General features: G+C 63.5%; 12 protein-coding genes. 2 read left to right on the top strand and 10 right to left on the bottom strand.

What is annotated here, in order from left to right:
• Positions 1-12: 12 nt before the first annotated feature.
• The 7 genes from PM2_RS21000 to PM2_RS20970 all read right to left on the bottom strand — a co-directional run bounded on the left by PM2_RS21000 (position 13) and on the right by PM2_RS20970 (position 8219).
• Positions 13-1173, bottom strand: a complete 1161-nt coding sequence (locus tag PM2_RS21000) for an acyl-CoA dehydrogenase family protein (RefSeq protein WP_016715663.1) — start codon at positions 1171-1173, stop codon at positions 13-15.
• A 32-nt stretch (positions 1174-1205) separates the two neighbouring features.
• Entirely contained in the window at positions 1206-2000 is a 795-nt protein-coding gene (locus tag PM2_RS20995; RefSeq protein WP_028699624.1) for an enoyl-CoA hydratase/isomerase family protein, read from the bottom strand.
• Positions 2001-2160: 160 nt separating this feature from the next.
• On the bottom strand, positions 2161-3567 hold the full coding sequence (locus PM2_RS20990; protein ID WP_028699625.1) for an amino acid permease: 1407 nt from the start codon (positions 3565-3567) through the stop codon (positions 2161-2163).
• A gap of 196 nt (positions 3568-3763) precedes the next feature.
• Complete coding sequence (locus PM2_RS20985) at positions 3764-6016, bottom strand: hybrid sensor histidine kinase/response regulator (RefSeq protein ID WP_028699626.1); 2253 nt, start codon at positions 6014-6016, stop codon at positions 3764-3766.
• Complete coding sequence (locus PM2_RS20980) at positions 6013-6789, bottom strand: substrate-binding periplasmic protein (RefSeq protein ID WP_016715659.1); 777 nt, start codon at positions 6787-6789, stop codon at positions 6013-6015. Before PM2_RS20980 ends, PM2_RS20985 begins: the two co-directional genes overlap by 4 nt.
• Positions 6786-7502 (bottom strand): response regulator, encoded by a 717-nt coding sequence (locus tag PM2_RS20975; protein ID WP_016715658.1) that lies wholly within the window; start codon positions 7500-7502, stop codon positions 6786-6788. Before PM2_RS20975 ends, PM2_RS20980 begins: the two co-directional genes overlap by 4 nt.
• A gap of 72 nt (positions 7503-7574) precedes the next feature.
• Positions 7575-8219, bottom strand: a complete 645-nt coding sequence (locus PM2_RS20970) for a TetR family transcriptional regulator C-terminal domain-containing protein (RefSeq protein WP_028699627.1) — start codon at positions 8217-8219, stop codon at positions 7575-7577.
• Positions 8220-8321: 102 nt separating this feature from the next.
• On the opposite strand from PM2_RS20970, the gene PM2_RS20965 reads away from it, so the two are divergent.
• Complete coding sequence (locus PM2_RS20965; protein ID WP_016715656.1) at positions 8322-9068, top strand: enoyl-CoA hydratase-related protein; 747 nt, start codon at positions 8322-8324, stop codon at positions 9066-9068.
• A gap of 11 nt (positions 9069-9079) precedes the next feature.
• On the opposite strand, the gene PM2_RS20960 is transcribed toward PM2_RS20965, so the two are convergent.
• Genes PM2_RS20960 through PM2_RS20950 form a run of 3 tightly spaced genes read right to left on the bottom strand, consistent with a single transcriptional unit; the run spans position 9080 to position 13234 of the window.
• Positions 9080-10135 carry a lipocalin-like domain-containing protein gene (locus PM2_RS20960; protein ID WP_028699628.1) on the bottom strand — a complete coding sequence of 352 codons (1056 nt, stop codon included), beginning with the start codon at positions 10133-10135 and terminating at the stop codon, positions 9080-9082.
• Positions 10125-12569 (bottom strand): FtsX-like permease family protein, encoded by a 2445-nt coding sequence (locus PM2_RS20955; RefSeq protein ID WP_028699629.1) that lies wholly within the window; start codon positions 12567-12569, stop codon positions 10125-10127. Before PM2_RS20955 ends, PM2_RS20960 begins: the two co-directional genes overlap by 11 nt.
• On the bottom strand, positions 12569-13234 hold the full coding sequence (locus tag PM2_RS20950; RefSeq protein WP_016715653.1) for an ABC transporter ATP-binding protein: 666 nt from the start codon (positions 13232-13234) through the stop codon (positions 12569-12571). The genes PM2_RS20955 and PM2_RS20950 overlap by 1 nt, the downstream gene beginning before the upstream one ends.
• Positions 13235-13651: 417 nt before the next feature.
• On the opposite strand from PM2_RS20950, the gene icmH reads away from it, so the two are divergent.
• Entirely contained in the window at positions 13652-14455 is an 804-nt protein-coding gene (gene icmH, locus PM2_RS20945) for a type IVB secretion system protein IcmH/DotU (RefSeq protein WP_042132377.1), read from the top strand.
• The last annotated feature ends 90 nt before the right edge of the window (positions 14456-14545 follow it).

Below are 14545 nucleotides of genomic sequence, written 5' to 3'. Positions count from 1 at the left end.
TCTCCAGGCCGGTCAGCGCAGCAGCGGGCGCAGCAGTTCACGGGCGATGATGTGCCGCTGGATTTCCGAGGTGCCCTCCCAGATGCGCTCGATGCGCGCATTGCGCCAGATGCGCTCGACCGGCCCTTCATCCATCAGGCCCATGCCACCGAAGATCTGCACGGCTTCGTCGGCCACCTTGCCCAGCACTTCACTGGCGAACAATTTGGCCATGCCAGCCTCGCCATCGGTCATGCTGCCCTGGTCCATCTTCCAGGCAGTGTGCAGGGTGAGCATTTCGGCAGCGCGGATCTGCGTGGCCATGTCGGCCAGCTTGAACGACACACCTTGATAGCTGCCAATGGCCTGGCCGAACTGCTTGCGGTCGGCGGCCCATTGCAGCGACAGGTCGAGGGCGCGCTGGGCCTGGCCTACGCAGTTGGCGGCAACCATCACCCGGCCGGCGGTGAGCCAAGCGTTGGCTACTTCCCAGCCTTTGTCGACTTCACCCAGCACCTTGCTGGCCGGTACCCGGCAATCGTCGAAGAACAGCTCATAAGTGTGATAGCCGCGGTTGCTCACGCACTTGGGGCCACGACGGATGGTCATACCCGGCGTACCACGGTCGACCAGGAAGGCCGTGACCGCGTTGCGCTTGCGCCCGTTGTGCTCGTAGGTGTCGGTGACGGCAAAGACAATGGCGAAGTCGGCATGGCCCGCGTGGCTGATGAAGTGCTTGCTGCCATTGATGACAAAGTCATCGCCCTGGCGCACGGCGCGGGTCTTGATGGCGTTGGCATCAGAGCCGGCCCCCGGCTCGGTGAGGGCGAAGCAATCGGTTTTCTCGCCCTGTACGCAGGGCAGCAGGTAGTCGTTGATCTGCTCGTCCTTGCAGGCCATGAGGATTTTCGACGGCCGGGCAACGAACACATGCAGCGCCCAGGACACCTTGGACAACTCGCGTTCGATCAGCGCCTGGGACAGGTAGTCCAGGCCGCCGCCGCCCACCTCCTCCGGCATGTTGAACGCGTAGAACCCGGCGGCGATGGCCTTGCCACGAATGTGCGCGGCCAGTTCCGGAGACACGGCATCGGCTCGGTCCACCGCTTCCTCATGGGGCAGCAGCTCTTTGGCAACAAAGCTGCGTACCGCTTCCACCAACATTTCTTGTTCTTGGGTCAGTTGGAAATTCATCTGCGAAGGTCCTGGTCAGGGTCGGTATCAGGTTACTGGCCGGTGAAACAGGGGGCGCGACGTTCAACCGAAGCTTGCAGCGCCTCGGCGCCGTCCTGGCTACGGCCACACAGCAGGCCGGCGTGGCGCTCGGCTTCCAGCTGTTCGGCCAGGGTGCGCCGGGCGCCATCGCGTATAAGCCGCTTGGTTTGCGCGTAGGCGAATGTCGGGCCGTTGGCTAGGCGCCCGGCCAGTTCGGCGGCTACGGCGGGCAGTTGTTCGTCAGGGCACACTTCGCTGACCAGCCCGGCTGCCAGGGCGCGTTCGGCGCCCCACAGTTCATCGAGGAACAACAGGCGCTTGGCCTGTTCGCTGCCGATCAGCCGAGGCAGGTGCCAGCTGGCGCCGGCATCGGGGCTGTAGCCCATGCTGGTGTAACCGGCCTTGAAGCGCGCCGAGGCGGCGGCGATACGCAGGTCGCAGCACAGGCTGAGGTCCATGCCCCCGCCCACGGCGGTGCCGTTGATGGCAGCGAGGGTGGGTTTGTCGAGGCTGTGCAAGCGCAACATCAGGGCGTGGGCGGTTTCGGTCCAGCCATAGGTTTCCAGGGTGCCTGCAGCCTCGGCGGCGGCCCACTCGGCCAGGTCGGCACCGGCGCAGAAGCTGCGGCCGCTGCCAGTCAATACCACCACGCGTACGGCCGGGTCGCCGTTGTGGCTGTCGAGCAAGGCGTGCAGCTGGTTGAGGGTGGGGATATCCAGCGCGTTGCGCTGCTCTGGGCGGTTGAGGGTGATCCAGGCAACGCCGGTTTCGACCTTGCTCAACAGAGACGACGACGGGGTGGTCATGTGGGCCTCGGTATTGTTGTGTCTATTTGAGGGGCTGACGAGGGAGATACTAAACGAGTGTTCAACAAGGCGGGATGGGCTGTTACAACTTCGCACAACTTGGTCTTCGACGTTACACACCCCCTGCTATTGCAGGGGGTGTGCGGCATGGGCTGTCGGTTCAGACGCCGGGCGCGCTGGGTGCCAGGGCCCCTTGCCGACGACGATTTACAAAGAAATACGCCGCATAGCACAGGGCAATGAAGCCAAAGCCCCAGTACAGCGACGGCCGCTGGGTTTCATCCAGCGCCAGGAACACGAACAGCGAACTGCACAAGGTGATGCACAGCAGCGGCACCAGCGGGTACAGCGGCGCCCTGTACTTCAAGCCTTGCAGTTGCCCACCTTCACGCAGGTAGGCTCTGCGGAAGCGGTATTGCGCCAGGGCAATGACGATCCAGGTCACGGTGCCGGACATGCCGCTCACCGCCATCAGCACCATGAACAGGGTGTCGGCGGCAATGAAGCTGGTCATCAACGAGATCAACGCAAAGCACAGGGTGATGCTCAGCGCCCGCAGCGGTACACCACGCTTGCTCAGCGGCGACAGGCTTTTCGGCGCCATGCCACTCTTGGACATGGCCCACAGAATGCGTGTGGACGCATACAGCCCGGAGTTGCCCACCGACAGGATGGCGGTAAGGATGACGAAGTTCATCAGGTCGGCGGCGTAAGGGATGCCGACCATGTCGAACACCTGCACGAACGGGCTTTCCATCAAGCCGGCCTGCTCGTACGGCACGATGGCCGACAGCGCGGCAATCGCCAGCACATAGAAGATCAGCACACGGAACACCACGTTGCGCACGGCCCGTGGGATGCTCTTTTCCGGGTGCTCGGTCTCACCGGCTGCCACCCCCATGATTTCACACCCCTGGAAGGCATAGACCACGGTCATCATCACGGCGAAGACTGCCGACAGGCCGTGTGGGAACAGCGACTCGCCCACCAGGTTGTCCAGCATCGGTGCCGGTGCCCCGCTGCTCAGCGGGATGGCGCCGAAAATCACCAACAGGCCAATGACAATGAAACCGAGGATGGTCGCCACCTTGATGCCCGAGAACCAGTACTCCGCCTCGCCAAAAGCGCGGGTGGCCAAGGCGTTGAGGCCGAACAGCACGACCACGAACAGCGCCGACCAGTACCAGATCGGAACCTCGGGGAACCAACGGGTCATCAGCATGCCGGCGGCGGTGAACTCCAGGCCCACAGTAGTGGCCCAGCTCATCCAGTACACCCAGCCGATCATGAAGCCGGTGGCGGGGCCGATGAACTTGGTGGCGTGGGCTTGGAACGAGCCGGACACCGGCATCTGCACCGACAGCTCGCCCAGGCAGACCATCACCAGATACATCAGCAAGCCTGCCACCAGGTAGGCCAGGATGGCGCCCACCGGGCCGCCCTGGTTGATGGTCACGCCCGAGCCCATGAACAGGCCGGTGCCGATCACCCCGCCCAGCGACAACATGAAGATGTGACGGCTTTTCAGTGCGCGGGTGAGCTGGATCTTCTCGTGGGTGTCAGTCATGGTGCACCTCGCCATTGCGGCCGGTGCGCGGGGTGGTGTGAAGGAAGGGCTGAGCACTAGGGCATGTCATTGTTCTTGTCTCCAGTAAGCCTCATGGACCGCGTACAGCACGGTTGCCATGGATTATTGGAAACAGATGTAAGACGCCGTTGTACGAACGGATCGAAGATGTAAAAAGTCGTAAGTTTTTTGTACGTCAGCCCTGGATCAGCTGTTCCAGGGTGGCGCGGGCCTGGCCGAGCTGGCTTGCCAATGGCTCACCAAGCGCCTTCAACGCCTGTTCGTCGTGCTGCCGGGCCGCCTCTTCAATGCAGCGCAATAGCGCGGCCAGGCCAGAAAAGCCCAGGGAGTCGCAACTGCCGGCCAAACGATGGGCCAGGTGCAGCACTTCGGTAACGTCCTGGGCCAGCAGCGCCTCGGCCAGTGCCGTGGCGTGCTGTTCCAGTGACTGGCGCAGCACCTTCAGCAAGCCCTGCAGTTTCTGCTCACCCAGCAGCGAACGGTGGGTGTCCAGCAGCGACCAGTCCATGTCTGCGTCAGTGCCAATCACTTCGCTGGGCGGCACTTCGGCCAACGTTTTGCGCAGGGTCTCCAACCGCAACGGTTTGGCCAGTACCCCCTGCATGCCGGCCGCCAGATAACCCGATACCTGCCCCGGTTGCACACCGGCCGTCAGCGCCAGAATCCGGCTGGTGCGGTTCGGTCCGGGCGAGGCACGCAGCCTCTGACACAGTTCCACTCCACTCATGCCCGGCAAGTGTACGTCCAGCAGGATCAGGTCAAAGCGCCGTTGCGCGCAAACCTGGAGTGCCTGCCCGGCGTCTTCGGCAAAGCTCACCCGATGGCCATCGCGCAGTAGCAACCCTTTCGCCACCTCGCGGTTCAATGCCACGTCTTCGACCACCAGGATATCCAGGCTGGGCATGGGCGGCATGGCGGGTGACCGGCCCGGCACGGGTTGCCCACGGGCCATTTCGACCTCGAACCAGAAGCAACTGCCCTGCCCCGGCACGCTGTCCAGGCCGATGCTGCCGCCCAGTTTTTCCACCAGGTGCTTGCAGATCGCCAGGCCCAGGCCGGTGCCACCATAGCGACGGGCCACGGCCTCGCTGGCCTGGACGAAGCGGTCGAAGATTCTCGCCTGCATGGCGGGCTCGATGCCGATGCCATTGTCACTGACCGACAGCCGCAAGCGCTGCGCGTGCTCGCTACTGGCAAGCACCCGCACCCCAAGCTGCACCTGGCCGTGCTCGGTGAACTTGATGGCATTGGCCAGCAGGTTGCTGAGCACCTGACGCAGGTACTGCTCGGCACCGTGCTGATACCCGGCCAACGGCTCATCGATATGCAGGTGCAACGTGTCGCCGTTGTCCCTGGCCATGGGCTCAAGCAGCGTCAACACTTCCTGGCACAGTTGGCGCAAGGAAAAACCCACCAGCTCGGCCCGGCTCTCGCCTTCTTCGAGCCGGGCGAAATACAGCACTTCGTTGAGAATCGCCAGCAGCCCCTCGCCGGCCTTGTACAAGGCCTCGACGCGCTGACGGTCAGGCAACTCCAGCCGCCCGCCGCGCAACAATTCAGCCATGCCCAGAATGCCGTTAAGCGGCGTACGCAGCTCATGGCTCATGGTCGCCAGAAAGCGCGACTTGGCCAGGTTGGCAGCCTCGGCCTCGTCCTTGGCCCGAGCCAGGCTGGCCGTACGCCGCTCGACCATAGCCTGCAGTTCGTCGCGCTTGTCCTGCAGTTCAAGCCGATCACGCTCGCGGCGCTCGATATCGCTGAGGATGGCGCGGCGCATATCGTCCAAGGCATTGGCCACCGTGTCGATTTCATCCGGGCGCGATGAAGGGCGGCGGCCCAGGCGCAGCGGCTCTTGCCACTGGCCGGCGCCAATACGGCGAGCGAACTCGGCCATCACTTGCAGGTGGCGGGTGACCAGTCGGTAGAAAAGCCCAGACAGCGCCACCGCCAACCCGCACAAAAACACACCCATCCACAGCAGGCTGGTCAAGCCGGTGGCATACAGCCGCTGATGCACTGCCCCCAAGTCAATGGTCACTTCCAGCTCACCCAGGTGCCTGGCAGGCCCCGAAGGGGGCTGAAAGTCGAGCGGGAAGCGCTCGACACGCAGCGGCCCTTTGGGCTCGGCCGCCCCTCGCTGCAGTTGGAAGTCGTCGCTGACCAGGCGCACCCGGGCCACATCGGAAAAGTCCACCAGGCCGCGCAGCTGGGTGTCCAGTTGCGCTTCGTCCAGGTCCCACAAGCTGCGCTCCAGGCTGGCCAGGTAGCCGGCACGGATCAGCGCCATGCGTGCGTCAATGTCGCGCATCTCGCGGCGGTACTCGAAGTACAGCTGCGCCCCGCTGGCCAGCACGGTAAAGCAAAGGCTGAACAACAAGATGAACAGCAGCAGGCGGCGCAGCAGGCCGTCAGCGCGCAGCGGGATCATCGGGCATCCGCCGGCAGGTTGATCATGTCCCTGTAGGTGACTTCGCTCTGCTCCAGCCAGCGCGCGATCTCTCCGGCCTGGTTCATACGCTGCAACTGCGCGTCGATTTCGTCCATGTGCCGGCTCAGGGGTGATCGCCGCGATACCGCAACGCGCAGGTAGTCCACGCTCAGGGCGCTGGGCAATACGCGGATATCCTGCGCCCCAGGCAGGTGCTCGATGAACAGTTGACCGGTGCGCCGCTCCTGGATCACATAATCGATGCGCCCACGGATCAGCTTGCCGAAGTTCTGCTGGCTGGAAGACACCCGCTCGATGTTCTGGTGGCGGGCCACAAAGCGATCGAATTCGGCGCCGTAGCTTTCACCGTACAGCAGGCCGCCACGGTAGCCCGCAAGGTCCTCCACGCGCTGGAACCGAACCGGCCGAAGGCGGTTGTAGAACACCGCCACCTCTTCGCGTACCACCGGCTCGGTGGAAAAACGCATGCGCTGGTCACGCTGGTCGCTGTTGTAGGCCAGTACCACGTCCACCCGCCCGGCGGCGGCGTCCATCAGGCAGCGCTTCCAGTTGCCCAGCACCACCGTCTGCACGTCGTAGCCCATGCGGGTGAACAGCTCGCGCACCACGGTCGGCGCCAGGCCGCGCACCTGGTGGCCATCGCTCCAGGAGATCGGCGGGTACACCGGGTAGTCACAATAGCGCACCGTCTCGGCCGCACCAGCGTGCGCGGCGAGCATCACCAGCGCCACCCCCAGGGCGCGGGGGGTCATGCGGCCACGCTGGCGGTGAACAGGTAGCCGGTACCGTGGATGGTGATGATCAGTTGCGGCTCGGCCGGGTCGTCGTGCAGCTTGCGCCGCAAGCGGCCGACCAGCACGTCGATGGAGCGGTCGTTGGGCACCCACTCACGGTTGCGAATCTGGTCCATCAACTGGTCACGGCTGAGGGTATGGCCGCTGTTGCGTAGAAACACGCTGAGCAACTGGAATTCACCGTGGGTGAGCAGGGTTTGCCCCCCGCGCGCGTCAATCAGGCGGCGACGGTCGGTGTCCAGCGCCCAGTCGGCAAACTGCTTCAGCGACTGCGCACAGGCCGGCACGGGATGCACTTCGCGAGCATGGCGCACGCGGCGGATCAGGTTTTTGGCGCGCGACACCAGCTCACGGGGGTTGAGCGGTTTGATGACGTAGTCATCGGCACCGCATTCCAGGCCGACGATGCGGTCGATGTCGTCGTTGCGCCCTGTGATGAGGATGATGCCCACCTCCGAGCGCACCCGCAGCTCGCGGGTCAGGGTGAGGCCGTCCTTGCCGGGCAGGCGGATATCCAGCAGCACCAGGTCGACATCCTGGCTGCCGAGCAGGGCTTCGGCTTTTTCTGCCGTATCAGCGCAGTGTACGTCGTAGCCTTCCTGGGAAAGATAGGCCTGCAGCAAGTCACGAATAAGCGGATCGTCATCGACGATCAATACCCGAGGCGTCATGCGTGTCGTCTCTTTTTATTGGTGTTGTTCTACACACTCGCGCCAGCAGCGTACTCGTTACTGAACAGGCGATCAACAGCCCTCGGGCAGGCTGAAACGGCGCCGACCACCGGCTTGCAGGCCATCGACCCAGGCTTCGCAGATAATCACGCCCTGCTCGGGCGTGAAGGTGCCGGGGTTGAGCCCCGACTCCAGCCACAGGCCGTCCAGCAAGGCGCTGAGGCTGATGGCGGCGAGGTCGGCATCGAAGCCCTGCCAGCCCTCGTCTCTGGCGAGCGAGGCCAGCAGCTGGCTCAGCTCCTTGCGGTACTCGCCATAGGAATGGTCGTGCACCTGGTTGATTGCATCAGCTGTCTTGACCGCGCCCCAGAACGCCAGCCAGACGTCAAGCAGTTGCGGGTCGAGCAACTCTGCGCAGAACGAAGCGCGGAAAAACGCCGACAACCGCTCGCGGGCATTGGGCGCGGCCTGGGCCATGGCTTCACGCAACAGGCCCATCACCCGCCCGGTAACCGCCAGGTAGGCCTCGGCCACCAGTTCGTCCTTGCCGGCGTAGTGGTGGCTGATCAGCCCTACCGAAACCCCGGCCTCGGCCGAGATCTTGCGGATCGAAGCCCCCTGGAAGCCATGGCGCTTGAGGCACACCAAGGTCGCCTCGACCAGGTTGGCTTTGCGCAATTCCGGCAGCATGCGGTGGTAGCGGGCTTCCTGGTTCATGGGCGGCTCTCGGTTCGGGGGCTGGACTGAACGACTGTACAACAAGCCGGCGTGCGTGATAAACCCTTGGCTCTCCTGCCTACAACAACAAAAGCGGCTGCCATGAACGACCTGATCATACGCGACCTGGACCAGGGTCTGCTGACCCTGGCCTTCAACCGCCCCGACAAGCTCAACGCACTGAATACAGCCATGTACCAGCAGCTGGGCGACCTGTTGTTGGCGGCCAGTGAAGACCCGAACGTAGAGGCAATCATCATCACCGGTGGGCCGCAGTGCTTCACTGCGGGCAACGACCTGCGCGATTTTCTCGACAACCCGCCCGGTGATCTGAACAGCCCGGTATTTCGCCTGATGCGGGTAGTGATGGGCCTGGACAAGCCGCTGATCGCGGCAGTCAGTGGCGCGGCCATCGGCATTGGTGCCACCTTGCTGTTGCATTGCGACCAGGTACTTGTCAGCCGTTCGACCAAGCTGCGCATGCCGTTCGCACCACTGGGTGTGTGCCCGGAGTTTGGCTCCAGCCTGCTGCTGCCTCGCTTGCTTGGCCAGGCCCGTGCAGCCCGCTTGCTGCTGGGCAATGAAGGGCTCAATGGCGAACAGATGGTGGCTTGGGGGCTGGCCAACGAGCTGCATGAGGATGGCGAACAATGCCTGGCCGCAGCCCGCACGCTGGCGCGGCAGCTGCAAGGCTACCCGCAGGCGGCGCTGCGCATCAGCAAGCGGCTGCTCAAGGACAGCCAGCGCGCCGAGCTGGAGGCGACGGTGGCGCGGGAGAGCCGGTTGTTTATCGACTGTTTGCGTACCGAGGAAGCGCGGACCGTGTTAAGGGGCCTGATCAAGGATTGAATGGGCTGAGGCTAGTATCCGGTCATCTCCAGATACCCACGCCCACCCGCACTTCCCGTCAACCGCACCGGCCCTTCCCAATACCCAAACCGCGTATCCATCCACGCCTGCGGTTCCACTGCATCCACGTGTATATCTACCCCGTGCGCTGGTACCTGCACCCGCCAGCGCGTTGGCACCTGCTTGTCATTTTTCTGAGTCACCGAAGCAAGCGCCTGCATCTGGATCTGCTCCCCATGAAGCGCCACGACGTCACCCTGCGGCCCCACCCAGGTCCCGGCGCGATACACCTCACCCTGCGCCTCGCGCACCTGGAACAGCATCAGCTTGGCACCACTGTCCAGATGCAGGGAAAACCAGTCCCACCCAGTCTGCCCGGCAGCCAGCGGCTGGCTGCTCCATTCCCGGTCCAGCCAGGCTTGGCCAGTGACAGCCATGCACAGGCCGTCACGCTCCACCTCCCCCTGCACGCGGTAAAAAGGCTGGCTGTAATAATAGGAAGCTTGCCCCTTGCCGGATTTCTCGCTGTAACCCTGATCGCCGTGCAGCACCAAGGGCCGGTCACTGCGCAGGTGCAAGTCATAGTGGAAACCTTCGCCACCTGCGACCATTCGCAGGCTTTCGATACCTCCCCTGCCCTGCAACGCCCAGTCATTGATCCACGCCCGAAACGGCAGGGCCTGCACGCCGGCCTGGCCGATACCACCGCGCGCCAGGGTTTCGCCAGACTGATGCCCACCCGGGCCGGTCAAAGCCGCGTGCCCCATCCACAGGTTCGGGCTGTTCCAGTCTGCGGTTTCCGGGCCGGGGCGCAGTGCCGAGCGGAACAACGTCCACTGCGCGCCCCAGTCGCGCCCCTGGGCGTCCTTGAGGTTGGCGGTGACATACCACCACTCGATGCGAAATCCCTCATGAGGCCCGTGGTCACGAGGGAACGCCAAGTGATGCCCGCGGGTTACCTGGCTGAACCCGACTGCCTGCTGCCCAAGCCCGGCATAGCCTTGTGGCGCCGGTTGATCACAAGCGCACAGCAGGCCGCACAGCAACAACCACGCACTACGCTTCATCGGCAAACGGCCTCAACAGTTCGCGGGGCTGGCGGCGCGCCAGTTGCCACAGCGGCCAGGCGCTGGCCAGCAGGCTGGTCAACAGGCCCAGCACAGCCAGTTGCAGCAGTTGCGCAGGAAACACGTAGAGCGGCAAACGCCAGCCGAACGCCTGCACATTGACGATCGCCACCAGGCACCATGCCAGAAACACCCCCAGCGGAATGGCCAGCAATACCGTGAAACTGCTTAGCATCAGCGTTTGCCCCAGGCTCAGCCAAACCAGTTGCCTGCGTTGCACGCCCAGCGCCCACAGTGGTGCCAACTGGCCGAGCCGGGTTTGGCCCAACGTCAGCAGGTTGATGAACAACGCCACCCCGGCCACACCCAGGGTGAGGCTGTTGAGTGCGGCGGTGGCGGCGAAGGTGCGGTTGAACACCTCGGTAGACCAGCTTTTCAGGCGTACCTGCTCCACCACGCGGCTGTCGTCCAGGGCGAAGTGCTGTTGCAACGCGGCCTTGGTGACAGGCACTTGGTTGGCGGGCAGGTCAACACTCAACCCCGTCAGCGTCGCCTGTGGCCAATGCGAACGCAACCAGCCGGCATTCACCAGCACATGGCCCTTGGGGTTGCCGTAGTCGGCATAGACCCCGACCACCGTCATGGCCTGCGAAGACAGCGCAAGGCGGTCACCCAAGTGCAGCTTCAAGCGCCTGGCCAATTGTTCACTGAGCATCACGGCCTGCCCACTGGACAGTTGCTCCCAGGCGCGCGGCTGCTGCTCAAGCAACGGCCAACGTTTGAGGTAGAGGGGGTGATCGACGATACCCTGGACCTGCACTGGCCACCCCTGCAACCGGGTTTCAACACGCCAGCCAGGCAGCACTGCGATGACCGCAGATTGCTGGCCAAGCCATTCGGCAATTTGCAACCCTTGTTCGGTATCCCTGGGGGTGACATACAGGTCGGCAGACAGACGCATGTCCAGCCAGCCAACGAACGTCTTGCGAAAGCCTTCGGTCATGCTGCCCACGCCGACACTGGCCGCCAGCGCCAGCAACAACGCCATGAGCGCCAGGCTCAGGGCCGGCAGTTGCTGGCGGCTGTCGGCCACAAACCATTGCGCCAAGGGCCCCCGACAAAACCGCGTCAACCCACCAAGCCCGTGGTCGAGCAAGGCGGGCAACAGGAGTGCCGACGCCAGCAACAACCCGGCCAGCATGGCAAACGCGCAAGCCAGGCTGTTACCCAACACGCCAAACCCCAAGGCCAGCAGCAACAGCAAGCCTGCTGCGCAAGCCTGGCGCCTTGACCACAACCCCTGTGCCAGCCGCCAGGCCTGAGGCTGCGCCAGCGCCAGCAATGGCAGCCGGGCTGCACGCAACACGCTACCCAGCCCTGCCAGCAATGCCCCCAGCACACTCACCAGTACACCCGCCAGCCACCACCCTGCGGGCAGGCTCAGCGTGCCGGCCACCTGGGCGCCATACAGGCCGCGCAAACTGGCAGCCACATCAGGCAACAACCACGCGGCCAGTACATACCCACTGGCCACACCTGCCAGCCCGCCCAGCAGTGCGAACAGGCCCAGCTCCAACACCAATGCACCCAGCAGCGTGTTCAAGCTGACCCCACAGGCGCGCAGGTTACGTATCAGGCCTCGCCGCTGCTCCAGCGCCAGGCCGATGGCGGCGTGGGCGATGAACAGGCCAACAACGAACGCCAGCAGGCCAAGGGCGGTCAGGTTAAGGTGAAAACTGTCGGTCAGCCGCTGCAATCCGTCGTCGTCCTGCTGAGGTTGCAGTTCGAGCAGGGCCGCGATATCAGCAGGCAACGGCCCTGGCTTGCCGGCCACCAGCAACCGCGACAACTGCCCGGGTGCGTGCAGCAGGCGTTGGGCATGGCCGATGTCGACGACCATTATGCCGGGCGCCAGCGCAGGTTGCAGGACCACGGGGGGAAGCGGTTGCCCTTCGCTGTCGCGCATTGAACCTTCGCCCCATTGGCGCAACGTATCCGGCCCTACCCAGGCTTGCCCGGGTGTGCCGATAAATGCCTGCAGGTCGAATGCTTGGGGCTGCACGCCGGCAATGCTGCTGGTCGGCGGTAGGCTCAAAGGATCGATGCCGATCAGCCGCACACTGCGCACAGGCTCACCCGACAAGCGCAAACGCCCTTCCAGCAGGGGTGTCACCTGCCACCCCTGCTTGCGCAACTGCACGTACAGCCCCTGATCGAAATGAACACCCTTGCGCGGTACAAACTGCGCCTGCATCGGCCCGGCCAGCACGGCACTGGCCCGGGCATAGTCGCTACGTGCCTGGCTGTTCAGTGCCTGTACGCCCGTCCACAAGGCCGTGGCCAGCCACAGCCCGGTGAAGATGCTGACAAACTGCACCCGATGGCGCCGCCAATGGCTGAGCAACGCCAACAGGGCCAGCGACAAGAGCCTCATCACCCGTGCTCTGGCTGAACGCGGCCGGCCTGCAGGTAGCAACGCTGCTGCAAGCGTGCCGCCAGCCGCGGGCTATGGGTCACCATCAGCACACCACTGCCGGCCTCGGCGACCAGTTGCAGCAGCAGGTTCAGCACCTCATCGCTGCTGGCTTCGTCAAGGCTGCCGGTAGGCTCGTCGGCCAGCAGCCACGCCGGGCGCCCGGCCAGCGCACGGCCAATGGCAACCCGCTGTTGCTGGCCGCCAGACAACTGTTCCGGGTAGCGCGCGAGCAAACCTGCCAGGCCCAGGCGTTCTGCCAGGTAGGCCACCCATTGCGGGTCATGCCGGCCGGCGAGCCTTGCCTGGAATGCAAGGTTCGTCGCCACGTCCAGGCTGCTGATCAAATTGTATTGTTGGAACACCAGGCCAATGCCCTGCCGCCGCCACTGCGCCAACGATGACTCTGAACGGCTGTCGAGCGGCGTGCCATCAATCAGGATCCGGCCACTGTCGGCGCGGTCCAGGCCGGCAACCAGGTGCAACAAGGTGCTCTTGCCGCTGCCCGATTCGCCCATCAATGCCAAGCTGCTGCCGCGGGCAAGGCGCAGGTTGACGCCCTGCAGCACAGGCAGCGGGCCTTGGGGGGTGCGGAATGATTTGTGGAGCTGTTCGATGGCGAGCATCGAGGGGCCTTGGTGGGTTGTGGGGTTTGTTTAGGAATAGCAGGTTCAGCGCAACACGCGCCAAGACAGGGGGCTTGGGAACTGACAAAACCGTCTCGACGCTGACGTAATCTTCAGAGATTTGCTGATTTTGTAAGTTCTGACTTTTTGAAAATGACAAGACCAAGCAATTTAAAAAGGAAACTTCCTACATCACTTTCCCAAATTTAGCCGAAATCAGCTTTTTGAATAATTTCAATGATAAAAGCCAGCCATGTTCCTCTAGGATCAACACTGACTACCGTTGCGTTCCGCAAAATCTCAGCCATGGAAAAACCAGGTGCCTAGGGAGAGCGCCATTGGGCTCTGATCTCTAACCTGGCCCCCGTACTAACTGTCGCTTACTTCCAGCCATTGATATGACCAGGAGGTCCACCCTTGCATCAGACACCTGACGGTGATTACGAAAACAGCCAGACCCAAGCCCGTCAATCCCGTTCATTGAGCGAGCTATTCCCACGGGTTGATGCCCTGGGCTTCGACACCCGCTCAAATACAGGCAATCCCCTCCACGACATCGCCTCACCGCTGCTCGGTCTTGTCATTCGCCTGGAGGGCACCGAGCAGTATGACCACATGGAGCAGCTGTACGCCCATGTCAAAACCATGATCCATGGGATGGTCGAGGAAGTGCGCCAACTTGAGCACTGCGACGAAGGCGACCGTGTGGTGTTCTCCTACTGCCTGTGCTGCGTGGTCGACGAAGCCGTGATGGCCACGCCGTGGGGCCGCGACTCATCGTGGAAGGCAGAGTCGCTGCTCAGTGCCATCCACCAGGAAACCTGGGGCGGCGAGAAGTTCTTCAGCGTGCTCGAACGCCTGCTGGAGGCCCCTGAAAAACGCTACGACCTGTTCGTGTTCCTGTTCTGGTGCCTGGCATTGGGCTACCGCGGCAAGTACGCCAACCAGACCAACGGCGATCAGGAGCTGGAGATCTGGATCAAGCGCCTGCGCGACCGCATCGTTGAGCTGCGCGGCACCCGGCCCACCTCCGAACGGTTGACCGATCCGTTTACCAACGTGGCGCCCCGGCACTACCGCATGAACCGTCAACTGCCCTGGTGGACGCCCTGGGCGATCATGGGCGTCTGCTGCACGGGCATCTATCTGTACTTCGCCACCAAACTCAACGGCATGACCCAGCAGGTATTGGCATCACTGCAAACCATGCTTCAGCAATAAATTCAGCGACGTTTTTTGATATGACCCAACAGTCACCGTGCTCAATAGCGCGGCTAGTACGGCTTTGCCAAATAAAGCCATGAGCCTGCA

Source organism: Pseudomonas monteilii NBRC 103158 = DSM 14164, from assembly GCF_000730605.1.
In the GTDB taxonomy this organism is placed as follows: domain Bacteria; phylum Pseudomonadota; class Gammaproteobacteria; order Pseudomonadales; family Pseudomonadaceae; genus Aquipseudomonas; species Aquipseudomonas monteilii.
Note: the sequence above shows the minus strand (reverse complement) of the source record. Positions and strands in the feature narration are given on the sequence as shown.